General features: G+C 63.7%; 25 protein-coding genes and 1 pseudogene. 12 read left to right on the top strand and 14 right to left on the bottom strand.

Annotation, left to right across the window (positions count from 1 at the left end):
- The first annotated feature begins 2 nt into the window (after positions 1–2).
- From MESS4_RS27870 to MESS4_RS27900, 7 genes and pseudogenes are all read left to right on the top strand, one after another.
- The gene (locus MESS4_RS27870) at positions 3–767 is read left to right on the top strand and encodes a class II aldolase/adducin family protein (protein WP_006338612.1); all 765 of its coding nucleotides are present in this window, start codon (positions 3–5) and stop codon (positions 765–767) included.
- Positions 768–810: 43 nt separating this feature from the next.
- Entirely contained in the window at positions 811–1,755 is a 945-nt protein-coding gene (locus MESS4_RS27875; RefSeq protein WP_006338614.1) for an alpha/beta hydrolase, read from the top strand.
- Between the two features lie 20 nt (positions 1,756–1,775).
- Positions 1,776–2,037 (top strand): annotated as a pseudogene (locus tag MESS4_RS27880) (membrane-bound PQQ-dependent dehydrogenase, glucose/quinate/shikimate family); the annotation flags it as partial.
- Between the two features lie 147 nt (positions 2,038–2,184).
- A complete protein-coding gene (locus MESS4_RS27885) occupies positions 2,185–3,363 on the top strand; it encodes an MFS transporter (RefSeq protein WP_006338616.1) in 1,179 nt (392 codons plus the stop codon).
- Positions 3,364–3,449: 86 nt separating this feature from the next.
- Positions 3,450–4,505, top strand: coding sequence for a succinylglutamate desuccinylase/aspartoacylase family protein (locus MESS4_RS27890; RefSeq protein WP_036242446.1), 1,056 nt, complete (start codon positions 3,450–3,452; stop codon positions 4,503–4,505).
- A gap of 245 nt (positions 4,506–4,750) precedes the next feature.
- On the top strand, positions 4,751–6,940 hold the full coding sequence (locus MESS4_RS27895; RefSeq protein ID WP_006338618.1) for an anthranilate synthase: 2,190 nt from the start codon (positions 4,751–4,753) through the stop codon (positions 6,938–6,940).
- Positions 6,941–6,948: 8 nt separating this feature from the next.
- Entirely contained in the window at positions 6,949–7,896 is a 948-nt protein-coding gene (locus MESS4_RS27900; RefSeq protein WP_006338619.1) for a cation diffusion facilitator family transporter, read from the top strand.
- A gap of 6 nt (positions 7,897–7,902) precedes the next feature.
- On the opposite strand, the gene MESS4_RS27905 is transcribed toward MESS4_RS27900, so the two are convergent.
- From MESS4_RS27905 to MESS4_RS33820, 3 genes are all read right to left on the bottom strand, one after another.
- Positions 7,903–8,289, bottom strand: coding sequence for a type II toxin-antitoxin system VapC family toxin (locus MESS4_RS27905; protein WP_006338620.1), 387 nt, complete (start codon positions 8,287–8,289; stop codon positions 7,903–7,905).
- Positions 8,286–8,531 (bottom strand): type II toxin-antitoxin system VapB family antitoxin, encoded by a 246-nt coding sequence (vapB, locus tag MESS4_RS27910; RefSeq protein WP_006338621.1) that lies wholly within the window; start codon positions 8,529–8,531, stop codon positions 8,286–8,288. The genes MESS4_RS27905 and vapB overlap by 4 nt, the downstream gene beginning before the upstream one ends.
- A gap of 76 nt (positions 8,532–8,607) precedes the next feature.
- Positions 8,608–8,814, bottom strand: a complete 207-nt coding sequence (locus tag MESS4_RS33820) for a hypothetical protein (protein WP_006338622.1) — start codon at positions 8,812–8,814, stop codon at positions 8,608–8,610.
- Between the two features lie 85 nt (positions 8,815–8,899).
- On the opposite strand from MESS4_RS33820, the gene MESS4_RS27920 reads away from it, so the two are divergent.
- Both MESS4_RS27920 and MESS4_RS27925 read left to right on the top strand, forming a co-directional pair.
- Positions 8,900–9,700, top strand: a complete 801-nt coding sequence (locus tag MESS4_RS27920; RefSeq protein ID WP_006338623.1) for an SDR family oxidoreductase — start codon at positions 8,900–8,902, stop codon at positions 9,698–9,700.
- A gap of 50 nt (positions 9,701–9,750) precedes the next feature.
- Positions 9,751–10,059: a putative quinol monooxygenase gene (locus MESS4_RS27925; RefSeq protein WP_036242449.1), complete on the top strand. Its 309-nt coding sequence runs from the start codon at positions 9,751–9,753 to the stop codon at positions 10,057–10,059.
- Positions 10,060–10,112: 53 nt separating this feature from the next.
- On the opposite strand, the gene MESS4_RS27930 is transcribed toward MESS4_RS27925, so the two are convergent.
- The 4 genes from MESS4_RS27930 to MESS4_RS27945 form a co-directional block, all read right to left on the bottom strand.
- A complete protein-coding gene (locus MESS4_RS27930) occupies positions 10,113–11,078 on the bottom strand; it encodes an alpha/beta fold hydrolase (protein WP_006338626.1) in 966 nt (321 codons plus the stop codon).
- Between the two features lie 68 nt (positions 11,079–11,146).
- Positions 11,147–11,854, bottom strand: a complete 708-nt coding sequence (locus MESS4_RS27935) for a DUF2807 domain-containing protein (RefSeq protein ID WP_006338627.1) — start codon at positions 11,852–11,854, stop codon at positions 11,147–11,149.
- A gap of 32 nt (positions 11,855–11,886) precedes the next feature.
- On the bottom strand, positions 11,887–12,459 hold the full coding sequence (locus MESS4_RS27940) for a DUF1700 domain-containing protein (RefSeq protein WP_006338628.1): 573 nt from the start codon (positions 12,457–12,459) through the stop codon (positions 11,887–11,889).
- Positions 12,456–12,782 (bottom strand): PadR family transcriptional regulator, encoded by a 327-nt coding sequence (locus tag MESS4_RS27945; RefSeq protein WP_006338629.1) that lies wholly within the window; start codon positions 12,780–12,782, stop codon positions 12,456–12,458. The genes MESS4_RS27940 and MESS4_RS27945 overlap by 4 nt, the downstream gene beginning before the upstream one ends.
- Before the next feature lie 194 nt (positions 12,783–12,976).
- On the opposite strand from MESS4_RS27945, the gene MESS4_RS27950 reads away from it, so the two are divergent.
- Positions 12,977–14,068, top strand: coding sequence for an AbrB family transcriptional regulator (locus tag MESS4_RS27950; protein ID WP_006338630.1), 1,092 nt, complete (start codon positions 12,977–12,979; stop codon positions 14,066–14,068).
- Positions 14,069–14,093: 25 nt separating this feature from the next.
- Here the strand turns inward: MESS4_RS27950 and MESS4_RS27955 are convergent, their stop codons facing one another.
- The 5 genes from MESS4_RS27955 to MESS4_RS27975 all read right to left on the bottom strand — a co-directional run bounded on the left by MESS4_RS27955 (position 14,094) and on the right by MESS4_RS27975 (position 19,885).
- Complete coding sequence (locus MESS4_RS27955) at positions 14,094–15,083, bottom strand: oligopeptide/dipeptide ABC transporter ATP-binding protein (protein ID WP_006338631.1); 990 nt, start codon at positions 15,081–15,083, stop codon at positions 14,094–14,096.
- Positions 15,080–16,096, bottom strand: a complete 1,017-nt coding sequence (locus MESS4_RS27960; RefSeq protein ID WP_006338632.1) for an ABC transporter ATP-binding protein — start codon at positions 16,094–16,096, stop codon at positions 15,080–15,082. The genes MESS4_RS27955 and MESS4_RS27960 overlap by 4 nt, the downstream gene beginning before the upstream one ends.
- A complete protein-coding gene (locus MESS4_RS27965) occupies positions 16,086–17,060 on the bottom strand; it encodes an ABC transporter permease (RefSeq protein WP_006338633.1) in 975 nt (324 codons plus the stop codon). The genes MESS4_RS27960 and MESS4_RS27965 overlap by 11 nt, the downstream gene beginning before the upstream one ends.
- Positions 17,060–18,088, bottom strand: coding sequence for an ABC transporter permease (locus tag MESS4_RS27970; RefSeq protein WP_006338634.1), 1,029 nt, complete (start codon positions 18,086–18,088; stop codon positions 17,060–17,062). Before MESS4_RS27970 ends, MESS4_RS27965 begins: the two co-directional genes overlap by 1 nt.
- 123 nt (positions 18,089–18,211) lie before the next feature.
- Positions 18,212–19,885, bottom strand: a complete 1,674-nt coding sequence (locus tag MESS4_RS27975) for an ABC transporter substrate-binding protein (RefSeq protein WP_006338636.1) — start codon at positions 19,883–19,885, stop codon at positions 18,212–18,214.
- A gap of 232 nt (positions 19,886–20,117) precedes the next feature.
- Between MESS4_RS27975 and MESS4_RS27980 the strand changes: the two genes are divergently transcribed.
- Together MESS4_RS27980 and MESS4_RS27985 are read left to right on the top strand one after the other, a co-directional pair.
- A complete protein-coding gene (locus tag MESS4_RS27980) occupies positions 20,118–20,942 on the top strand; it encodes a LuxR family transcriptional regulator (protein ID WP_244441233.1) in 825 nt (274 codons plus the stop codon).
- Between the two features lie 105 nt (positions 20,943–21,047).
- Positions 21,048–21,944, top strand: coding sequence for a proline iminopeptidase-family hydrolase (locus MESS4_RS27985; protein ID WP_006338638.1), 897 nt, complete (start codon positions 21,048–21,050; stop codon positions 21,942–21,944).
- 140 nt (positions 21,945–22,084) lie between these two features.
- On the opposite strand, the gene MESS4_RS27990 is transcribed toward MESS4_RS27985, so the two are convergent.
- Together MESS4_RS27990 and MESS4_RS27995 are read right to left on the bottom strand one after the other, a co-directional pair.
- Positions 22,085–22,261 (bottom strand): nuclear transport factor 2 family protein, encoded by a 177-nt coding sequence (locus MESS4_RS27990; RefSeq protein ID WP_006338640.1) that lies wholly within the window; start codon positions 22,259–22,261, stop codon positions 22,085–22,087.
- Positions 22,261–23,037, bottom strand: a complete 777-nt coding sequence (locus MESS4_RS27995; protein ID WP_006338641.1) for an alpha/beta hydrolase-fold protein — start codon at positions 23,035–23,037, stop codon at positions 22,261–22,263. The genes MESS4_RS27990 and MESS4_RS27995 overlap by 1 nt, the downstream gene beginning before the upstream one ends.
- Between the last annotated feature and the right edge of the window lies 1 nt (position 23,038).

The following is a 23,038-nucleotide window of genomic DNA, read 5'->3' on the forward strand; positions in this document are numbered from 1 at the left end:
ATATGCAAAAGAGCTGGCACGGTGACAGTCATTCTCACGCCGACACGGAATGGCAACTGCGGGTAGACTTGGCCGCGGCATTCAGGTTGGCAGCGCAGTTCGACTGGCACGAGTCGGTCGGCAACCACTTCAGCGTCGCCACTACGCCGGACGGCAAGGGTTTCCTGATGAACCCGCGCTGGCGGCATTTCTCTGGGATCAAGGCCAGCGATCTCCTGGCGCTCGACAGCGATGACCGGGAAACGATGCAGCGGCCCGACGCGCCCGACCGGTCGGCCTGGGCCATCCATGGCCAGTTGCATGCGCGGCTGCCGCAGGCGCGCTGCATCCTGCACCTCCACCCGCCTTACGCGACAGCGGTGGCGGCACTTGCGGATCCGTGGCTAAAGCCCATCGATCAGAACACGGCCCGTTTCTATGAGCGCATTGCCGTCGATCTTGCGTATGGGGGCATCGCCGATGACGATGCCGAGGGCGCGCGGCTCGCCGCTGTGCTCGGCAACCGCCGCATCCTGATGATGGGCAACCACGGCGTTCTGGCCACGGCTCCCACCATCGCGGAAGCCTTTGAAGACCTCTATTTCCTCGAGCGGGCCTGCCGGACCTTGATCCTCGCCTATTCCAGCGGTCAGGCGTTGAACATCATGTCACCGCGGCTGGCAGAGCGCACGGCGCTCGACTGGGAGGATTATTCCGGCATGAGCTTCGCCCATTTCGAAGAGCTGAAGCGCGGCCTCGACAGGCAAGATTCCACCTACGCGGCTTGATGTTGCTTGCACCCGTTGGGTGCGCTCGAATTTGAGGTGACCGATGGTCTTTGAGAACTTTCACACGCAAACCGTGACCCTCGACGAAGTCACGATCCACTACCGCATCGGCGGCAAAGGACCGCCCTTGCTGCTCTTGCACGGCTGCCCGCAAACCCACCTGATGTGGCACAAACTGGTACCGGTCCTGTCGCGCGAATTTACGATTGTGGCGAGCGACCTTCGCGGCTATGGCGACAGTAGCAAACCGCAAGGGCTGCCCAACCACGCGAATTACTCGTTTCGGGCAATGGCGGCGGACCAGAACGAACTGATGGCGCGGCTTGGCTACGCAAGCTTCTCGGCCGTCGGCCATGATCGCGGCGCGCGGGTCCTGCACCGCATGGCGCTGGATTTTCCCGGTCGGCTGCAAAGGCTGGCCTTTCTCGACATCCTGCCGACGACGGTCCTGTACGAACAGACGGACAGGCACTTCGCCAGCTCATACTGGGAATGGTTTTTCTTCACCCAGGGCAAGGGCTTTCCGGAGAGACTGCTGAGCGCCGATCCCGAAAGTTTCCTGCGTTATGAGCTCGGCCATCTCGCCGATGACGGCACGATCGGTCCCGAGGTTTGGAACGAGTATCTGCGCGTCCCACAGGACAAGGCGTCCATGCATGGAATGTGCGAGGACTACCGCGCCGGCGCCACGATCGATCTTGCCCATGATGCCGCCGATGCAGGCCAACGCATCGAAACGCCCTTGCTGCTCCTGTGGGGAGCGCACAATCCGGTATGGAAGCGCTTCGACATGATCGGCGTATGGCAGCGCTTTGCGCATGACGTCGTCGGCTGTGCAATCGAGGCGGGGCACTATCTGGCCGAGGAGGCGCCGGATCGCCTGCTGGCTGAGCTTCTTCCATTCATAAGAGGCGAGCCGGTCGCGCCTAAATCCCGCACTTTCGCCAGGGGCAAGACAGAGCGGTCCAGCGTTTCCGTGAAGCGATGAACCGCCCTATCCTAGGCTTCGGCATGCCGTCGCTCGGCGGACCGGTCACCACGGCTGGCGGCCTCGTCTTCTATGCCGGCACGCAGGACTACTATCTGCGCGCCATCGACGTGGCCACCGGCGAGGAACTCTGGAAGGGCCGCTTGCCGGTCGGCGCGCAGGCGACGCCGATGACCTCCCGAAAGCGGTCGCCAGTTCGTCGTCGTCTCGGCTGGCGGCGCACGCCAGTCGCTGGATCGCGGCGACTACATCATCGCCTACGCCTTGCCGAAAAAAGGCTGAGACGGGTGTAAAAACGGGGCGCTACAACGCCCCGTTCTGTCGTCCGGTTCCCCGCTTTCTGCATTGCTGCATTGCAGCGATCGCGCTTGTGCGGCCGGCCCATCTCCGGACAGTCTGACTTTTGAACCGATTCATTCTGGACGCCCCATGCCCTTGCCGATCCTAGCGCTTGCCATTGCGTCCTTCTGCATCGGCACCACCGAATTCGTCATTATGGGCCTGCTGCCCGAGGTCGCCGCCGATCTCGGCGTTTCCATTCCCTCGGCCGGCCTTCTGGTCACCGGCTATGCGCTCGGCGTCGTCTTCGGCGCGCCGGTGATCGCGGTCGCCACCGCGCATCTGCCGCGCAAGCCGGTGCTGGTCGGGCTGGCGATGCTGTTCGTCATCGGCAATCTGTTCTGCGCCATCGCGCCCAATTATTGGACGCTGATGGCCGCGCGTGTCTTCACCGCCTTCGGCCATGGCGCCTTCTTCGGCATCGGCTCGGTCGTTGCCGCGAGCCTGGTGCCGCGCAACAAGCGGGCCAGCGCCATTGCGCTGATGTTCGCCGGGCTGACGCTCTCCAACATCCTCGGCGTTCCCGGCGGCACGGCCCTTGGCGAAGCCTTCGGCTGGCGCGCCACTTTCGTGGCCGTCGTGGGCATCGGCCTCATCTCTGTCGCGGCCATCGCCTGGCTGGTACCGTCAGACGTAACTGAACCGAGCGGCGGCGGCCTGCTCGGCGAAGTGCGCGTGCTCGGCAAGCTGCAGGTGTGGCTCTCGATGCTGATCTCGGCGCTGGCTTCCGCCAGCCTGTTTGCCGTCTTCACCTACATCAAGCCTTATCTCACCGACGTATCCGGCCTTTCAACCGGAGCGGTCACCTGGGTGCTGCTGCTGTTCGGCGGCGGCATGACCATCGGCAACATCATCGGCGGCAGGCTGGCCGACTGGAAACTGATGCCGACGGTGATCGGCACGCTGTTGATGCTGGCGTTGCTGCTGGCCTGTTTCACCGGATTTGGCGCCATCGCCACTGTTGCGGTGGCGATGGTTTTCCTGTGGGGTCTGCTCGTCTTCGTCGTCGTGCCGCCGCTGCAGATCCGCGTCGTCGAGGCAGCGTCCGAGGCGCCGAACCTTGCCGCCACGCTGAACCAGGGCGCCTTCAACGTCGGCAATGCCAGTGGCGCCTGGATCGGCGGGCTGGCGCTGTCCTTCGGCGTATCCTACGCCAATCTTCCGCTGGTCGGAGCGGCACTCGCCCTGCTGGCGGTCGCCGTCGCGGTGATGTCGCAGGCGCTGGACCGGCCTGCGCCTGTCGTCTCTCTTGGGGCACCCGCGGAATAGCCCTTGCGCCCATGGCGCGACAGGCTGGACCAATCGACATCGACACCTCCAATGGGCATGTCTTCTCGCTCTTGATGGAGGAAGCCATGCAGAAATCGATCGAGCGCATCGCCGGCGACAGCGAGGGGATTTCCTACGAATTCCCGGTCTTCCGCTTCAAAGGGCAGGACGAGGCCGCACCTTCGGCCTATCTGCAGGCCGCCCTCCATGCCGGCGAGCTGCCGGGCGTGATCGCCATCGATGTGCTGATGCCGATGCTGGTCAAGGCCGAGGCTGAAGGCCGCATCAAGGGCGACATCACCCTCGTGCCCCAAGCCAATCCGATCGGCCGCGCCCAGTATCATTTCGGCGAGCATCAGGGTCGCTTTCACATGGGCACCCGCAACAACTTCAACCGCGGCTTTCCACTGCTGGCCGCGCCTGACACCAAATTGCTGCCGGAGACAGCGCTCGACACGGCAGACCAGCGGCTGAAAGTGCGACTGCTGCAACTTTCGCTCGGCCACGACATCGTGCTCGACTTGCACTGCGACGACGAGGGTCTCGCCTATCTCTACGTCCACACCAGCCTGTGGCCGGCCATGGCCGATTGCGCGGCGGCGATGGGCGTCGATGCGGTGGTGCTGTGGAGCGAAGATACCGACGGCACTTTCGAGGGCGCCTCGATCATGCCGTACCAGAACGTTCCCGCCGATGTGGCGCGCTTCGGCCGGCGCGTCGTCACCACGGTCGAATATCGCGGCATACTCGATGTCGATGGCGCCCTGGCCGGCTCCGATGCCGAAGGGCTCTATCGGCTGCTGGCGGCGCGCGGCGTGGTCGCCGATACGGCCCTGCCCGCGCCCGGTCCTTTCACCGGCACTGTCGCGCCGCTCGAAAACATCGACATGATGCCGGCGCCCCGGGCCGGCGCAGTGCTCTACGACGTGAAGCCCGGCGACCGCGTCGCCAAGGGCGCGCGGCTCGCCACCATCGTCCACGCACCGGGTGAAGTCGGCGGCCGCACCGAAGTGTTCGCGCCGCAAGCGGGTCTCATCCTGACGCGGCGTTCACGGCGCATCATCCGCGCCGGCGAAGACCTGCTGAAGCTGGTCGGCGACAGGAAGAGCGCCGACGCCAGGTCGGGGACGCTGGAGGATTGAGGGCTCACGCCCCTCATTGAATCCAGTTGCACGGCCGTTCATTCGCCGCTATGGGACTCTCATGAACATGCGCTCGATCAAGACCGTTTGGTGGTGGGCTCGCTGACAGCGGCCTGTTCGAACGCGTGCGCGTGAAAATAGAGGGTGGCCGCAACGGAATGTCCGGGCGGCCATTTGTTTTTTACGCCATTCCCGGGTCCGTTGCCCCAAGAAGCTGAAATAGCAAGACGCTGATGGAGACGGCAATGACGACGAAAATTCTGGAAAACGGGGCCGAGCGCTTTGACACCGCGGGTGGCGTGACCATCACCCGCGAGCGCCACGACCGGCCTTATGAAGGCGCGATCGACGCCTATGTCGATGGGCTGAATGCGCGCCGGGGCGTCGTGTTCTCCTCGAATTACGAATATCCCGGCCGCTACACGCGCTGGGACACCGCCATCATCGACCCGCCGCTGGTGATCACGGCACGTGGCCGCGCCATGCGCATCGAGGCGCTGAACAGCCGTGGCGAGGTGCTTTTGCCTGTCATCGGCCAGGCGCTTGCCGCCCTTGCCGAGGTGACGATCGCCGAGGCATCAAAAAGGCTGATCCGCCTCGATGTGGCCAAGCCCGGCCGCGTGTTCACCGAAGAAGAACGCAGCCGCGTCCCCTCCGTCTTCACCGTGCTGCGCGCCATCACCGCTCTGTTCAGGACCGATGAAGACGCCAATCTCGGTCTCTACGGCGCCTTCGGCTACGATCTCGCCTTCCAGTTCGATCCGGTCGACTACAAGCTCGAGCGCAAGTCAGGCCAGCGCGACCTGGTGCTGTTCCTGCCCGACGAGATCCTGGTCGTCGACCATTATTCGACCAAGGCCTGGACTGACCGCTACGACTATTCCGGCGACGGATTTTCGACGCAAGGCCTGCCGCGCGACGCCGCCGTCGAGCCGTTCCAGACCGCCGACCGCATCCCGCCGCGCGGCGACCATGAGCCCGGCGAATATGCCGATCTGGTGCGCAAGGCGATGGAGAGCTTCAAGCGCGGCGACCTGTTCGAAGTGGTGCCCGGCCAGATGTTCTACGAGCGCTGCGAAACGCCGCCCTCCGATATCTCCCGCAAGCTGAAGGCCATAAACCCTTCGCCCTATTCCTTCTTCATCAATCTCGGCGAGGGCGAGTACCTGATCGGCGCCTCGCCCGAAATGTTCGTGCGGGTCAACGGCCGCCGGGTCGAGACCTGCCCGATCTCGGGCACGATCAAGCGCGGCGACGACGCCATTTCCGACTCAGAGCAGATCCTGAAACTGCTCAATTCGAAGAAGGACGAATCCGAGCTGACCATGTGCTCGGACGTCGACCGCAACGACAAGTCCAGGGTCTGCGAGCCCGGCTCGGTGCGCGTCATCGGCCGCCGCCAGATCGAGATGTATTCGCGCCTGATCCACACCGTCGATCACATCGAGGGCCGGCTGCGCGAAGGCATGGACGCCTTCGACGCCTTCCTGTCGCATGCCTGGGCGGTCACCGTCACCGGCGCGCCGAAATTGTGGGCCATGCGCTTCATCGAGCAGAACGAGAAGAGCCCGCGCGCCTGGTATGGCGGGGCGATCGGAATGGTCAATTTCAACGGCGACATGAACACCGGCCTGACGCTGCGCACCATCCGCATCAAGGACGGCATCGCCGAGGTGCGCGCCGGCGCCACGCTGCTCTTCGACAGCATCCCCGAGGAAGAAGAAGCTGAAACCGAATTGAAGGCATCCGCCATGCTCTCCGCCATCCGCGACGCCAAATCAGGCAATGCCGCCAGCACCGAGCGCAGCACCGCGCGCGTCGGCGACGGCGTCAACATCCTGCTCGTCGACCACGAGGACAGCTTCGTCCACACGCTCGCCAACTATTTCCGCCAGACCGGCGCCAATGTCTCGACCGTGCGCACGCCGGTGCCGGACGAGGTCTTCGACCGGCTCAAGCCCAATCTGGTCGTGCTGTCGCCTGGCCCCGGCACGCCAAAGGACTTCGACTGCGCCGCCACCATCAAACGGGCCCGGGCGCGCGAGCTGCCGATCTTCGGCGTCTGCCTTGGCCTGCAGGCGCTGGCCGAGGCCTATGGCGGCGAGTTGCGGCAATTGCATGTGCCGATGCATGGCAAGCCGTCGCGCATCCGCGTGTCGAAGCCGGGTATCATCTTCTCCGGCCTGCCCAAGGAAGTGACGGTTGGCCGCTACCATTCGATATTCGCCGATCCGGTGCGCCTGCCCGACGACTTCATCGTCACGGCCGAAACCGAGGACGGCGTCATCATGGCCTTCGAACATCGCAAGGAGCCGATCGCCGCGGTGCAATTCCACCCCGAGTCGATCATGACGCTCGGCCACAATGCCGGCATGCGCATCATCGAGAACATCGTTGCGCATCTGCCGCGCAAGGCCCGGGAAAAGGCCGCTTAGGACAACGGATGAACGCGGCTTCCCCAGCGACCACGGCAGACGCAAAAGCCGCCGCCAGGCGCAAGGTCGCCAGCCTTGCCTTCTGGTCGATCGTCGCCGCTTACGTCGTGCTCGGCCTGAAGCTGGCGGCCTGGTATGTCACCGGTTCCGTCGCGCTGTATTCGGACGCGCTGGAATCGATCGTCAACGTCATTGCCTCGGCCGCTGCCTACTGGGCGATCCGGGTCAGCTACAAGCCGGCCGACCAGGATCATCCCTTCGGCCATCACAAGGCCGAGTATTTCTCGGCCGTTCTGGAAGGCGTGCTGATCGTGCTGGCAGCACTGCTGATCCTGAACGAGGTCTGGTCGTCCTGGCGCCATCCCGCCCCGCTCGAACAACCCTGGACCGGCCTTGCCATCAACGGCGTCGCGACGATCATCAACGCCTTCTGGGCATGGACCCTGATCCGTGCCGGTCGCGCCGAGAAATCGCCCGCGCTAGTCGCCGACGGCAGGCATATCATGACCGACGTGGTGACGTCGGTCGGCGTCTTCGCCGGCCTAGTCGGCGTTGTGCTGACCGGCTGGCAGATTCTTGATCCCGCGCTTGCCGTCATCGTCGCGCTCAACATCCTGTGGCAAGGCTGGCACGTCATCGGCTCATCGATGAACGGGCTGATGGACCGCGCCGTCGACACGCAAGAGCACATGCATATCCGCGACCTCATCTCGGCCAATTGCAAGGGCGCGCTGGAAGTCCATGATTTGAAGACGCGCATTGCCGGCCGCGCCACCTTCATCGAGTTCCACCTGGTCGTCGATGCCGACATGTCGGTGGGCGCCAGCCACGTTATCTGCGACCGCATCGAAGACGCGCTGAAGGCGGAAATCCCTTCGGTGCGCGTCACCATCCATGTCGAGCCGGACGACGAGGCAAAACTGCCCAAGGGCACGACGGCCGTGCCGTTCGCGTAAAGCTGCTCACCACGTCTCGACGGCGAGATCTTTGATCCGCTCGAACTCCCGCACATTGCGGGTCACCAGCGTGAGGTTCCGGGCACGAGCCTGCCCGCCGATCAGCGCATCGTAGGGACCGATCGGAGTTCCCAACGTCGCAAGCGTCGCCCGAATGTCGCCGGCATGCCTTGCGTCATCCCGATCGAATTCGAGCACCGGAAACTGCAACGCTTCGATGCGCGCAAGATTGTCGGCCTTTTGTTGGCTCTTCTGCGCACCAAAGTAGAGTTCATGCACGACGATGGCAGAAAGCGCGAAATCCTGCGGCCGGAGGGGCTTGAGCCGCGCCAGCAGATTTGCATCGCCTTTCATGATTGCGATGACGGCGTTGGTGTCGAGCAGATAGATCACTTGAAGAGGTCGTCCAATGCCGGTCGGTCCTGCTCAGCCGGACGTTCCAGCGTCGCCTTAACGAAATCGTCGTCAAGGGTTCCGATCACCCGGTCGAGCCAAGCCCAATCCTGGGCAAGAGGTTCGAGAATTATGCTGTGGCCGTGGCGGCGGATCGAAACCTCATCGGTTTCGAAACGGAATTCCTTGGGTAGGCGCACCGCCTGCGAGCGGCCTGACCAGAACACCTTTGCCTTTTCCATCATCCATCTCCTCGGTGATATATGGCAAAGATATATACCATCTTGCTGCATATACAAGATAGGCCTGCCACAGATCTCAAGGCGAGCAGGCTGATTGCAGCATCAGGTTCAGCCGATAGACCTTGTCGTCGGACGCGGTCTTGCCGTCGTCCGCGATTTCCGGCATGCCTGCGCCAACGCCATGCACGGCATGGATATTGCGCTCTCCGACCTGCTCGACGGCTTCCACGCCGCCGAGCCCGGCGGCGGCGTCAAGCTCGCCGAGTTGCAGCGCCAGGGCCACGCCTATCTCAGGCCCTGATCCGAAGGGCTTGAACACAGAGGCGGCAAGGGCCTACGAAGGACGGCCAAAGATCCGGAGGACAGACGTGCCAGCCACCGCGACCGCCCCAATCATTCCCGGCCTGACCATCCCCGACCTCGCCGGCAAGGCGGTGCTGGTCACCGGCGCGTCCACCGGCATCGGGGCAGCACTTGCGCTGGCCTATGCCGCGCAGAAATGCCGTGTCGCGCTGCACTACAATTCGAGCCAGGAGGCGGCTGAAAAGCTTGGCCGGACGATCCAGGACGGCGGCGGGAAGGTGTTCCTCGTCCAGGGCGATTTCTCGATCCCCGCCGATGTCGAACGCGTGGTCGAGGACAGCGCGCAACATTTCGGCCGGCTCGATGGCCTGGTCAACAATGCCGGCGGCATGCTCGGCCGCGTGCCCTATGCCGAACTGACAGAAGCGCATTACGACGCGGTGATGGACCTCAACGCACGTTCCGTGCTCACCGCCTCGCGCAAGGCGATCCCATGGCTGAAGCGCCAGGGCGGCTTCATCGTCAACACCTCCTCGATTGCCGCGCGCAATGGCGCCGGTGGCGGCGCCGGGCTCTACGGCTCATCCAAGGCCTTCGTCTCCAATGTCACGCGCGGCATGGCCAAGGAACTGATCGGCTTTGGCATTCGCGTCAACGCGGTGGCGCCCGGCACCATCGCCACGGCGTTCCATGAGCGCTATTCCACCGACGAGCAGATGAAGGGCATGGTGGCCACCATTCCTCAAGGGCGAGCCGGCGCGCCGCAGGATTGCGTCGGCGCCTATCTGTTCCTCGCTTCCGCGCTGTTGAGCGGCTACATCACCGGCCAGGTGATCGAGGTGAATGGCGGCCAGTTGATGCCTTGATCCGCGATCTGCATACTCCCGTCGCAAAAACCGGAATGGAGACAAGGGCGATGTACGGACTGATCGGCAAGATGCGGGCGACGCGCGGCCAACGCGACGCGGTCATGGACGTGCTGCGCGCCAGCACCGGCGCCCTGCCCGGCTGCCTGAGCTACATCATCGCCACCGACCCGGCCGACGCCGACGCGATCTGGGTGACCGAAGTGTGGACCGATCAGGCAAGCCACAAGGCATCCCTGCAACTGCCGGAAGTCCAGGCGGCGATTGCCAAGGCGCGCCCCTTCATCGCCGGCTTCGAATTCCAGGTCGAAACTCACCCCGTCGGCGGTTTCGGCCTGACCGACGGCAAAACCGGCTGACACCTGCGCGCCGACAGAAATTCGGCATTTAATGCGCCAGCGCAAAATCGGCGCTAAAGCCGATCACGGAAGAATTGTGCTATTTTCACCTCGATGTCGGCCTGAACAGCGGCACGGTCGACATCTTGTGCGTCCTCACACACCTCTGGCGCTTGCTTCATCAGCGCCACCGGACAGATGTCCGTGAGGACGAAATGCCCACCCGGCACGTATTGAACCCGCGGAGGTTGGGGAAGTCCTGCCACAAGGGCACGCGTATTTTCTTCCCCCAACCTGCTCTGCTTCGGCCGAAACAGCAGAACCGGCATCTTCACGGCCACCAGGCCATCCCGTTCGAACAGCACGCCAAACGGATCGAGCAAGGCAAGCGCCTTCAAGGGAAGGCGAGGCGGCGGAAGATCGGCTGATTGAACTCGTTTCGGCGGGGCCGTGTTGCTGTCGCCGCTGGGGCCTGGATTGCATGATTGGACGTCGTCCGGATGCATTGCGCAATAGGCGGCGAGGTGCCTGAAGTTGGGCACTCCGCCCGCAAGTTCCAACGCGACCGCTCCACCGAGCGAGAAGCCGAGCATGCCCAGCTTGGCTGGGTTGGCATGAGCCTTGAAGCGAGGATCGGCCATCATCGCTTCAAGCGCTGCCATGATCTGAAGAGGCCTGCCTGAAAGGCGGGTCTTTCCGTGTGACGGCGAGACCACAATAAATCCCTGCCGGGCGAGATAGGCTGCGAGACCTCGCAAGACGAGGGGACCACCACCGGTCCGGCCGCCGCCATGTGAGAGCAGAAGGACCGGAAATTCGCCATCGGCAATCGCCGCATTGCGACTGGCGGAAACGGTGAAAGGGCCTGCCTGCCACGGCACTTCTTCCGCGCGCGTCGGATACCAGACGAAGGTATCGAACGGCTCTTCGGCTGGAACAGAAATGCGTGCAATCCCGGCGTGGAACGGGACCGGCTGCGCCCACGCCATCGAGACAGAAAAGACGATCAGGAAAGAGACTATGAAGGAAAGTGCGCGCATGGCCGTCTCCGAAGACAGGTTGACAGAATAAAAATTCCCAAGATTCCGACGGTTGCAGGCGGCCAAGGCTACGGCGCCTGCACTATGCTGCCGCTGCCTCTTACCTGCGAACGCCGCATGGTCGGATGCCCGTACAGCTCGACATCACCGCTGCCGGAAATCGAGACGTCCGCGTCCGCCTGTGCGGTAATTTGCGCATCGCCGCTGCCGCGAATCTCGATCCGTGCGGATTGGGCGATCAGGTTCTTGAGCCTCCCGCTACCCGAACCGGAGATCTCCAGACCGACAGTCTGTGCGACGCCAGTGGCGGTGACACTGCCGCTTCCCCGGATACTCAGCCGCAGTTCAGGTTGATTGATCTGCGACAGAGCAAGTTCTCCGCTGCCGAGCACTTTCCAATCGGTTATCGCCGGCCCCGACAGGCTGACATCGAGCCGGGACGCAAACCAGCCCGGTTCACAATCGAGACCGAGCCTGCCGCTTTCCATCCGCACATGGTCGAGCAGAGCCGAATCGCCGCTGACGACAGCCTCGGCCTTGTCTCCCGGCTGGTAGTGGACCGCAGCCGGCAGATCGATCGTCATGCTGTCGCTGGCGCTGAAAGGCAAGGTAACCTCTCGTCTGGTGGACGTGGCCGCTCCGCAGGTAGACTGGCCGGCAATCCACCACCCTCCGGCATCGGCCCAACCCGGCCAGGAAAGCCCGACGCCCAGCGTCAGAAAGACGACGGCGCCAATCAGTCCTGCTGTCGCGACGAATGCCAATTTTCCAGTCATTGTCCGGTTCCTTCAACGTGATGACACAACGCTCAAACGCGGTCATGGCCCGGTTGAGCCAGGCGGGAATGCAGCCGGGCATAATGCCCGAGGACGCGTATGCCCGCGCCCAGCCCCAGCAGCAGCAAAGCGCCGCCGCCCAGAAGGCAACTTACCAGTCCGGCACCGATGAAGAGGCGCCCCAAGGTCGCCGTGAACGTGCCGCCACCGTCGAACAGCAGAGTGGTGAGGATGATCTTGAGGCCGAGCGCGCCGACGGCGACAAGCGCGATGGCAAGGCCGAGCGCAATGACGATCGTGACGATAAGCAGCGGCAGCAGGAAAAGGATGTCGACGACGGCAAGGCCAGCCAGAGCGAGCATCGCCGCCAACAGGTTCGACACGCTCCAATGGGCTTCGAAGCGACGCAGCCCAGCCTCGGCTCGCAACTCGCGGGCGAGCCTGGCCGGGTTGCCCAATGCAGACGCGACCTCCGCTTCGCTGCGGCCCGACGCTTCGGACTCGGCGAAATGGGCGGCATAGTCGCCAACAATATCCTCGATCTCCTGAGGCGGCAGACCGGCGAGCCCCAGTCTCAGCGTGCGCAAGAAAGCATCCCTGGTCATGGCAAATCCTCAAGAAGTTTATCGACTGCGCCCGCGAAGGAGCGCCAGTCGCGGCGATGAGCTTCGAAAGCCGTCCGGCCCAGAGGCGTGAGCCGGTAATATTTGCGCGGCGGCCCGCTGCTCGACTCGACGATACGGGTGGCGACCAGGCCGTCGTTCTGCATCCGCCGCATCAGCGGATAGATCGTGCCTTCCCCCATGCTCACGGCGGCAACCAGCGTGCTGGCGATTTCATAGCCGTAGCTTTCACCTCGCGACAGCACGGCCAGGACGCACAGATCGAGGGCGCCTTTTCGCAACTGAACTTGGATAGAGTCGGTCATGGCAGGTCTCGAATGCAAGATGTGTATATAGCACGCTACCTGTTTATGCAAGGTAGTGAATTCAGCCGTGACTATCGAGCAATCTTGGTGCGGTAGCTGCTTGCCGCAAAATCCCAAAACCCGCTACGAACGAGTCTTATGATTTCTCCGGCAACGGGCTTCGCATTCTTCCTGCATGAGTCTAAGACGCGAGTATGGATTCCTCGCCAGACCAGCCGCCGACCGTTGAGCGCATGGCGCGAATACACAAGGGCTGGCAGTGGCTGGCCCTCCTGGTGCTCTCGATCCTCCTCGCCGGCGCGCTGGAACTCGCCGCCTTGCCGGCGGCGCTGCTGATCGGACCTATGCTGGCTGCGATCCTGGCCGGCACCAATGGTGCCACGGTGCGCGTGCCGGTTCCTCTGTTCGGTTCCGCGCAGGCGATCGTCGGCTGCCTTGTCGCCAGTTCGATCTCCACCGACATCTTTGCCGTCTTCTACAAGGAATGGCCCCTCTTCCTCGGCGTCGTGCTGGCAACCGTCGCGGCCTCCAGCCTGCTCGGCTGGCTGATCAGCCGCTGGCGCATCCTGCCCGGCACCACTGCCGTCTGGGGCTCGTCACCGGGCGCGGCCACCGCCATGGTGCTGATGGCCGGCGCCTTCGGCGCGGACCAGCGCCTCGTCGCCTTCATGCAATATCTGCGCGTCATCTTCGTCTCGATGACGGCAGCTCTCATCGCGCGCATGTGGGTCGACACATCGGGTATCGAGATTCCGCCCATCGTCTGGTTTCCACCGATCGATCCGCAAGCCTTCGCCGCCACCATCGGCATCGCGCTTGTCGGCGGCCTGATGGGAAAGCTGTTCAGGCTGCCGTCGCCTTTCTTTCTCGGCACCTTCATCTTCGGCGCGGTGATTCACCTCGGCCTTGGCGTGCCTATGCAATTGCCGAACTGGCTGCTGGCCCTCAGCTACGCGATGGTCGGCTGGTCGATCGGGCTGAACTTCACGCGGCCCATCCTGCGTCACGCGGCGCGGGCGCTGCCGCAGATCATCGGCTCGATCATCGCGCTGATCGCCTTTTGCGGCGGCCTCGGCTTCATGATCAGCCATGTGCTTGGTGTCGATCCGCTGACCGCCTATCTCGCGACCAGCCCCGGCGGCATGGACAGCGTCGCCATCATCGCCGCCGCCGCGCAGAACGTCGACATCTCCTTCGTCATGGCGCTGCAATCCGCCCGCTTCCTGGTCGTGCTGCTGGTCGGGCCGAGCGTGGCGCGCCTGGTGGCGCGAGCGGTCAAGGAATAGGCAAAGCCGCCTCGCCTGAACTCTCCTAGGCTGCCCTCGGATGATGGCAGGCGACAAAATGGGCTTTGTCCACGAGGGAAAGAACAGGGCGTTGGTTGCGGCAGACCGAAGTCGCCGCCCCGCAGCGTGTATGGAAGCGGCAGCCCGACGGCGGATCGAACGGGCTTGGCGGATCGCCCTTCAGCACGATCCGCTGGCCCGGACGATTGTCGACATCGGGAACCGGCACCGCCGAGCGAAGCGCCGCGGTGTAGTGATGCCGCGGCGCTGAAAAGACCGCGTCGACGGGCCCGGTTTCAACGATCGAACCCATATACATCACCGCCACCCGCGACGAGAACTGCCTGACCACCGAGAGGTCGTGGGCGATGAACACATAGGTCAGGCTGAACTCGTCGCGCAGGTCGCAAAGCAGGTTGATGATCTGCGCCTGGATCGACACATCCAGCGCCGACACCGGTTCGTCGGCAACGATCAGGCGCGGCTTCAGCGCCAGGGCGCGGGCGATGCCGATCCGCTGACGCTGCCCGCCCGAAAATTCATGCGGGAAACGCTGCGCGTGTTCCGGAAGCAATTCGACACGGACAAGCAGCTCCTCGACGCGGTCCATCATTTCCGATCGCGAAAGCTTTTCGTGCACGCGGAACGGGTCCGCCAGCAGATCGCCGACGCGCCTGCGCGGATTGAGCGAGGCAGCGGGATCCTGAAACACCATCTGCATCTGGCGGCGTAGCGGGCGAAGCTGCCTTTGCGAGGCACTGGTGATGTCCCTGCCTTCGAATTCCAGCACCCCGGAAGTGATTTCGGTGAGCCGGACAAGGCAGCGTCCCAGCGTCGACTTTCCGCAGCCCGACTCGCCGACGATGCCAAGCGTCTCGCCGGGGAAGATGTCGAGCGAGACCTGCTCCACGGCATGGACGATCCGCCTTTGCGCCGGAAAGGGCGAACGCCCCACACGATAGCGTTTCGACAGATCGCTGGTGCGCACGAGCGGTTGCGGCCTGGGCTCGGTCATGCCGGTATCCTGCCGGTCAGGGTTCGGCGCAGATCCTGGCGGCTGTCCCGTGGAAGGAAACAGGCCGACCGGTGCCCTCCCGCTCCGCCGAGCGAAGGCTGCGCGGCGCAGGCTTCGTGCCGGAACGTGCATCGCGGCCCGAAGGCGCAACCTTGCGGCATCTGGCTCAGTTTCGGCGGGCTGCCGGGAATGGCCGTCAGCCGCGCGGGACGCGGACCGTGCATTGGCGGGATCGAGCCGAACAGGCCCCATGCATAGGGGTGAAGCGGCTCGCGGAAGAGCTGCCCCTTGCCGCCTTCCTCGACCACGCGCCCGGCATACATCACCAGCACGCGATCGGCGACTTCAGCGACCACGCCGAGGTCATGGGTGACCAGGATCACGGCGGATCCGAACGTATCGCGCAATCGTCCGATCAGCTCCAGGATTTGCGCCTGCACCGTCACGTCGAGCGCCGTCGTCGGCTCGTCGGCAATCAGCAGCGCCGGATTGCATGACAGCGCCATGGCGATCACGGCACGCTGGCGCATGCCGCCGGAGAGCTGGTGCGGGTAGCGGTCGACGGCACTTTCAGGGCTGGGCAGGCCAACCGCATCGAGCAGTTCCACCGACCGCTTGCGCGCGGCCGAGCGCGACACGCTCTCATGCGCCCGGATCTGCTCGACGATCTGGTCGCCGATCGTATGGACAGGCGTCAGCGCCGTCATCGGATCCTGGAAGATCATTGCGATCTGCCGGCCGCGGATGGCGTCGAGCGCACGGCGCTTCAGCCCCAGCAACTCCTGGCCAAGAAAGCGGACCGACCCGGTGACGACGGCATTGGGGCTGCTGATCAGCCCCAGAATGGCAAGCAGGGTCTGGCTCTTGCCCGAGCCGCTTTCACCGACGACACCGACGATCTCGCGCCGCTCGATCGAAAACGAGACGCCGCTGACGGCAGGCACCACGCCACCCTCCGTGCGGAACGAGACGCAAAGGTTCTCGACGACCAGCAGCGGCGCATCAGTGGGCATCTCTAACCCTCGGATCGATGAAGACAAAGGCGACGTCGACGATGAAATTGGCCATGACCACGAAGAACGAGGCATAGATGACGGTCGCCAGGATCATCGGCAGATCGAGCGTCTGTAAGGCTCCGTAGGTGAGTTTGCCGACCCCTTGCAGGCCGAAGACCACCTCCGTCAGCAAGGCGCCTCCCCCGACCAGGGCGCCGAAATCGAGCCCGAACATGGTGACGAAGGCGACGAGCGAGGTTCTGAGCCCGTGGCTGAGCAGCACCCGCCGCTCGCCGATGCCCTTGGCGCGCGCCGTGCGGATGAAATCCTCCTGCATGGTCTCGATCATGCTGGCTCGCAGCACCCGGCCGTAAAGTCCGATGTAGAGCGTGGCCAGCGTGAACCAGGGAATGATCAGCGCCTTGAACCAGCCCCAGGGGTCTTCGGTGAAGGCGATATAGCCCAGCGGCGGCACCCACGAGAACAGCCAGGTGTCATGCCAGCGGCTCTGCGTGACCAGATTGGCGACCTCGCCAAGCCAGAAGACCGGTATCGATACGCCGATCAGGCTGAGGATCATCAGTGTCCGGTCTAGCCACGTGCCTCGCGTCGCCCCGGCGACCACACCGACGGTCAGCCCGCCGAGAACCCACAAGACAGCGGCGCCAAGCACCAGCGACAAGGTGACCGGGATCGCCTCGAGCACCGTTGGAACGACCTTCTGGCCGCGATTGACGAAGGAGGTGAGGTCGCGGCTGATGAAAAGCCGCTCCATCATCAGCGCGTACTGGACAGGCAGCGGCCGGTCGAGGCCGAAATCGTGCCGCACCTGCGCCAGTGTCTCCTGCGAGGCGTTGCGCCCGGCAATGCGCGCCGACGGGTCGGCGCCCGGGGTGGCGAAAAAGATCAGGAAGGCAACGACGCTGATGCCGAACATCACCAGCACCATCTGCCCCAGCCGGGAAACGAGCGCCGCCAGCATCAGGCGACCCTGATCGAGGATTTCGGATCGAGCGCGTCGCGTACTCCATCACCCAATATGTTCAGCGCCAGCACCGAGATCACGATTGCCAGCCCCGGCGCCAGGGCGACGATCGGGCGTGAATAGAGCAACCCCTGCCCGTCCTGGATGATCGTCCCCCAGCTGGCATCGGGCGGCTGGACGCCGATGGACAGGAAGGACAGCGAGGATTCGGTCATCATGTTCAGCGCTAGGATGAGCGGCACGAAGACGATGACCCGGGTAATGACATTGGGCAGGATATCGTAGAGCAGGATGCGCCAGGGCGAGGCGCCGATGCCGATTGCCGCGGTGACGAACTCGGCCTGCATCAGCGACAGGACGTGGCCACGGATGGGCCTGGCGACGTAGGGCACATACACGATGCCGATGATGAAGATCGGCAGCCAGAGACTGCCGGAGCGGATTTCGATCGGCCCGATGGTGATGCTCTGCGTGATCAGCACGATCGACAGCGAAATCGCCAGCAGGAAGATCGGAAACGCCCACAGAACATCGAGAATGCGCGACAGCAAGGTGTCGACCAGACCACCGAAAAAGCCGGAAACGACGCCGAGCAATGTCGCCAGGCCGAGGCATATCAGCGCCGCGGCGCCGGCGATCAGCAGCGAATTGCGGCCGCCGTAAAGCAGCCGGGCAGCGACGTCGCGGCCCTGATTGTCGGCACCCAGCATATAGGGTCCGAAATCCCAGGTCGGTCCGAGCGGCGTGAAGCCCAGGCCGAGACCTTCGGTCGAAGGTTCCAGCACTTGCCTGGTCTCGCCATGGATGACGACCTCGCCGTTGAGATTGGTGGCGAAGGGATCGGTCTCGGCCACATAGCGGGCATAGAGAGGCGCCGCCAGCGAGGCGGCGGTGATCAGCACCAGCACGCCGAACGCCATGATGGCGGCCCGATCCGCCCTGAGCTTGCGCCACGCCGTGCGCCATGGCCCCTCGGCGCCCCGGTGGCTCCGAACCAGCGCTTGCCCGGCACTCAGATTGTCCATGATCGTGTGAATTTCAGCGGCTTGGACTGCAAAAGCTCGGACTCGAAAAGTGCACCGATCAGCGGGAAAAGCAACCGCGGCGGAAGATTGCGCACCGTTCCGCCGCGGATCGGATTGGCCGGATCACTCAACCCATGACTGGCTCATGATCCAGTAGAATTGCGGGCTGAAGACGAAATTCTTCAGCCGCGGCGAGATCAGGTCGATGCGCTTCGGTGTGAAAAGCACCGCTACGGGTGCCGCGTCGGTGACCGCCTTGTCGACGGCCGTCCACAATTCCGCGCCCTTGGCCGGGTCCGCGATCGTGGCGGTCTGGGCTTCTACCATCTTCTGATCGATCGCCTTGTCGCAGAAGCCTGAAATGTTGACCGAGGCATCCGAACCGGGGTTGAACGAAGCGCAGCTGAACAGGACCTGCAGGAAGTTCGAGGGCGCCGGATAGTCCTGGAACCATTGCGAGACCGAAATCTGCACCTTGTTGTTGGTGTTCTGGATGTAGGTGAACTGGATGTTCTGCGAGATCGGCTTGACCGAGGTCTTGTAGCCCAGCCCGTTCAGCACATCCTGGAGATAGACACCGATCGACTTCGACACTGCTGTGTCCTCGGTGATGATCGTCACCTCCTGGCCCGCGGTGCCGGAGGCGGCAACCAGCGCCTTGGCCTTCTCCAGGTCAGGCGCCGACCATTTCTCGCCGGGATTGGCGGTGAACGGGCAATAGGGCGCGTAGGATGGGAAATTCGGAGGCAGGATCTGGCAGGACGGCTGCGCCAGATTGCTGCCGCCGAACAGCTTGACGACGGCCGCCCGGTCAATGGCGTAGTTGACCGCCTGCCGGACACGGATGTCGTTGAACGGCGCCAGATTGGTATTCATCGGCGCATACCACATCGCCGTCAGCGGATGCACGGACACCTGCTTGGCATATTTGGTACCCAGTTCCGCCAGCCGGTCGGCCGGCGGAGGGTCGAACATCCAGTCGGCCTGGCCGTTCTCCACCGCGGTGACCGCCGCCTCGTCGGTGAGCCCGAAGCCATAGTCTATCTCGTCGGGATAGCCGGCCGGCTGTGCCTCCTTGCTCCATTCCTTGAAATGCGGATTGCGCACCATCTTGAGCAGGCTGTTGGGGTCATAGCTGGCGATCATATAGGGTCCGGTGCCCGGGATGGGCACGGTGCCGGCGTCCTTCAGCGGCGCCTCGGCGGGCAGGATCGCCGCATGCGGAATGGAGATCTTCTGCAGGAAATCGGGATCGGGCGCCACCAGATTGAAGGTTACGGTGCTCGCCGCCTCATCGGCGACGACGCCCCCTTCGAGCGTGCAGGTCGCCGGCGTCTTGAGACATTTGTCGGCGCCGACGATGCCGTTGTAGAGCGTGCCCGTCGTCGGACCGCTGATCTTGAACATGCGCTGGAACGACGCCACCACATCGGCCGTGGTCAGGTCCGACCCGTCCGAGAACTTGATGCCCTTGCGCAGCGTGAAGACGTATTTCTTGCCGCCGTCATCCGGCTTGGGGAGGCTTTCGGCCAGATCGGCGACCACCTCGAAGCCGGTCTTGTCGCCGGTCTTGCGGAAGGTCACCAGCCCGTCATAGAGGATGTAATTGATCTGGAAATATTGCAGCGTGTAGTTGATATGCGGGTCGATCGTACCGGCAGCGGCGTTGGCTAGGAGCTTGAGCGTTCCGCCAGCCTTGCCTTCCTGCGCGGCGGCGCCGGTCAGAGGCGCCATCAGCGTGAGGCCGGCCAGGCCGACACCGGCCATCATTGCACTGAAAACCTTCCGGGATCGCATTGTCTTGCTCCTCTAGGGAAGTGGGTGATTGCAACCGCGACGGATGCCAAGTGACAAGCGCCGGCGGACCGTAATCCATCGCACATAGCCTATGGCGCGACAAACCAGCCGGGATAGCTGTGAATTAAGATAGTTTTGGACCTCCAAACCCGTCGGAGCCAGCAAGCTGCGATCGCGCCCTGCTTATTTGTTGAGCATTCCGCGAATATGCCCGTTTGACAAACATTAGCGGGTGAGTAAGCTTTTGCTCATGCAGGGCCTGTCCGGCGATTTCGAAAGTGAATTTCATACGGGAATGCGAGTCGATGCCGCGATGGCGGCAGCGATGCGCGTGCTTGCGCCCGCCGGGTTCACCTCGCTGATCTACGACTATACGCCTGTCCCGGTCAGCCATGACGGCGAGTTGATCACGCCGTCTCTGATGGCGCTCGCCAATGTGCCGTCCGACATGCAGGATCTCTGGTGCAAGGGTGGCTACTATCAGCTCGATCCGGTGCAGGAGGCGGCGCTCGCAGTGTCACGGCCGTTCCTGTGGTCGCACAGGGGGCCTCAGAGCCCGGTCATGCGGCGCGTCCTGCAGCGCAAGCACGATCCGGTAATAAGCTACCTCCTGGACACCAAGATGACATGCGGCGTGACGGTGCCGATCCGCTTCGACGGCGGCGATCTCGCCACCTTCACCGCCATCCGCCTCGATCCGGAGCCGGATTTCGAAGTCGAGGCACAGATGCTTCTGCCCGGCATTGGCGACCTCGGACACCTGTTCCACGATTCCGTCTATGCCGGCTTCGATCAGCGCACCAGGACAAGCCAGTATTTCCACCTGACTTCGAGGGAACGCCAGTGCCTGAGCATGGCGGCTTGCGGGTTGACGGCCAAGCAGATCGCCCATGAAATCTGCCGCAGCGTGCCGACCGCGACGCTGCATCTCAACGCCGCAAGCCGCAAGCTCGGCGCCCGCAACCGCTTCCACGCCATCGCCTTGGCGGCTCACTACCGGTTGCTCGGACCGATCAGTCAGGGCCAAAACCTGTCCCGGCAGCACCGTCAAAACTAACGTTATTGCTAGCTGGTCGCCTGCCGGTCCGCCTCTGTACCCTTCACCGCGAATAACGTCGGAGACCGCTGATCGGCGGTCGCCGCCGAGCCAGCGGAGGGACTAATGAACGATCTTGCAGTAGCGGAAGGTTTCAGCGCCTACGGGCCCTACAAGACCTGGTACCGCGTGACGGGAGACCTGGGCTCGGGCAAGCTGCCGCTGGTTGTTGCCCATGGCGGGCCCGGCTGCACCCATGATTATGTCGACAGCTTCAAGGACATTGCCGGCTTCGGCCGCGCGGTGGTCCACTACGATCAGATCGGCAACGGGCGCTCCACGCATCTGCCGGACAAGGGCGGCGACTTCTGGACGGTCGAATTCTTCCTCGGCGAACTGGATGCGCTGCTCGCTCATCTCGGCATCCAGCGTTACGCCCTGCTCGGACAATCCTGGGGCGGCATGCTCGCCGCCGAGCACGCGGTGCGCCGCCCGCCCGGCCTCAAGGCGCTGGTGCTCGCCAACTCGCTTGCATCGATGAAGCTGTGGGTCGAAGGCGCGGGTCAGTTGCGCGCAGAGCTGCCGGCGGCGGCGCGGCAGGCTCTCGACCGGCACGAAGCCGACGGCACGATGGACCATCCGGATTACCTCGCGGCGACCCGGGCATTCTACGACCGGCACGTCTGCCGCGTCACCCCATGGCCGGCCGAGGTGGCGCGCACCTTCGCCGCCATCGACGCCGACCCCACTGTCTATCACACCATGAACGGCCCCAACGAATTCCACGTCGTCGGCACCATGCGCGACTGGACGATCATCGACCGGCTGCCAACAATCGAAGCGCCGACACTGGCCTTTCGCGGCTTTCATGATGAAGCCACGCCAGCCTGCGTCCAGCCCTTCCTCGACCGTATTCCTACGGTTGAAGGCCATGTCTTCCCGCAATCGAGCCACATGCCGCATGTCGAGGAAAGGCAGGATTGCATGGCTGTGACCGAGGCATTCCTTGCCCGCCATGACTGACCGCCGTTCGCGCGATGGCGCGAACAACGCAGGAGATCGACTATTTCTTCGCCGCCAGGTTCAGGTAATCACCAGGCTGGAGATGAGATCGCCGTCCAGCGTGAAGGTCATGTCGCCCTCACCGTTGAAGCCATTGCCCTTCACGGCAATGCGGACCTGATAGGTGTCGTCCACAGCTGCGCGATCTCTGCGCGCCCGTTGAAGGTGCGGCCCCAGTCGCTCAGCAACGCATCCGCCGTGAACGTGTCGAGAAACGCCGCGGTGTCACCTTCATTGGTGGCCTCGACGAAGCGTCGGATGGGATCGGGCGGGGTCATCAATCCAGCCTGTGCATCAGGTCGTCATCCAGCCAGCGGGCGAAGAAATAGACCAGTTGCTTGTGCCACCATGGCCAGTCATGGCTGACATCGCCGCCCCAATAATCGACCCAGGCGGGAATGGACTTTTCGCGCAGCACCTGTTCCAGCGCCCGCGTCTCGACCAGCATCCGTTCTTCCCACGCCCCCTGCCCGCAGCAGAAGATCAGCCTCAGCGCCTTCAGCCGGCCAAGCAGTTTCTGATCGACGATGCCAGGCAGATAGTCGAGTGGCGAGTTGAGGAAGATGTTGCCGTCGAGCGCCTCTCCGAAGAAGTCCCGTGTCGAATAGACCCCCGACAGCGCGATGACGCCGCTGCTCAGTTCCGGAAAGCGGAAGACGAAATTCGATGCGTGGTAGCCGCCCATCGAACAGCCTGAAAACAATGGCTTCAATGCCCGCCCGCCATTGGCCTCGGCGGCGGTCGCCAGCAATTCGGGCAGCGCCTCCTCGCGCACATAGCGGAAATAGGCCTCGTGGCGGGCGATGCGGTCGGCTGGGTCGGCATGCTTGGCGAAGAAGGATTCCGAATCGATGCCGTCGAGGGTGAACAGTTGGATACGGCCGGTGTCGATGAACTCCGAAAGCGCTGCGACCCCGCCGGAATCCTCGAACTGGTAGAACCGTCCTTGCGAGGTCGGGAACACCACCACCGGCCGGCCGGCATGGCCGTAGCGCTTGTATTCCATGTCGCGGCCAAGGTTGCGGGCAAAACCCTTGTGATAGGAGATATCCATC

It is taken from the genome of Mesorhizobium sp. STM 4661, from assembly GCF_000359125.1.
Classification (GTDB): domain Bacteria; phylum Pseudomonadota; class Alphaproteobacteria; order Rhizobiales; family Rhizobiaceae; genus Mesorhizobium.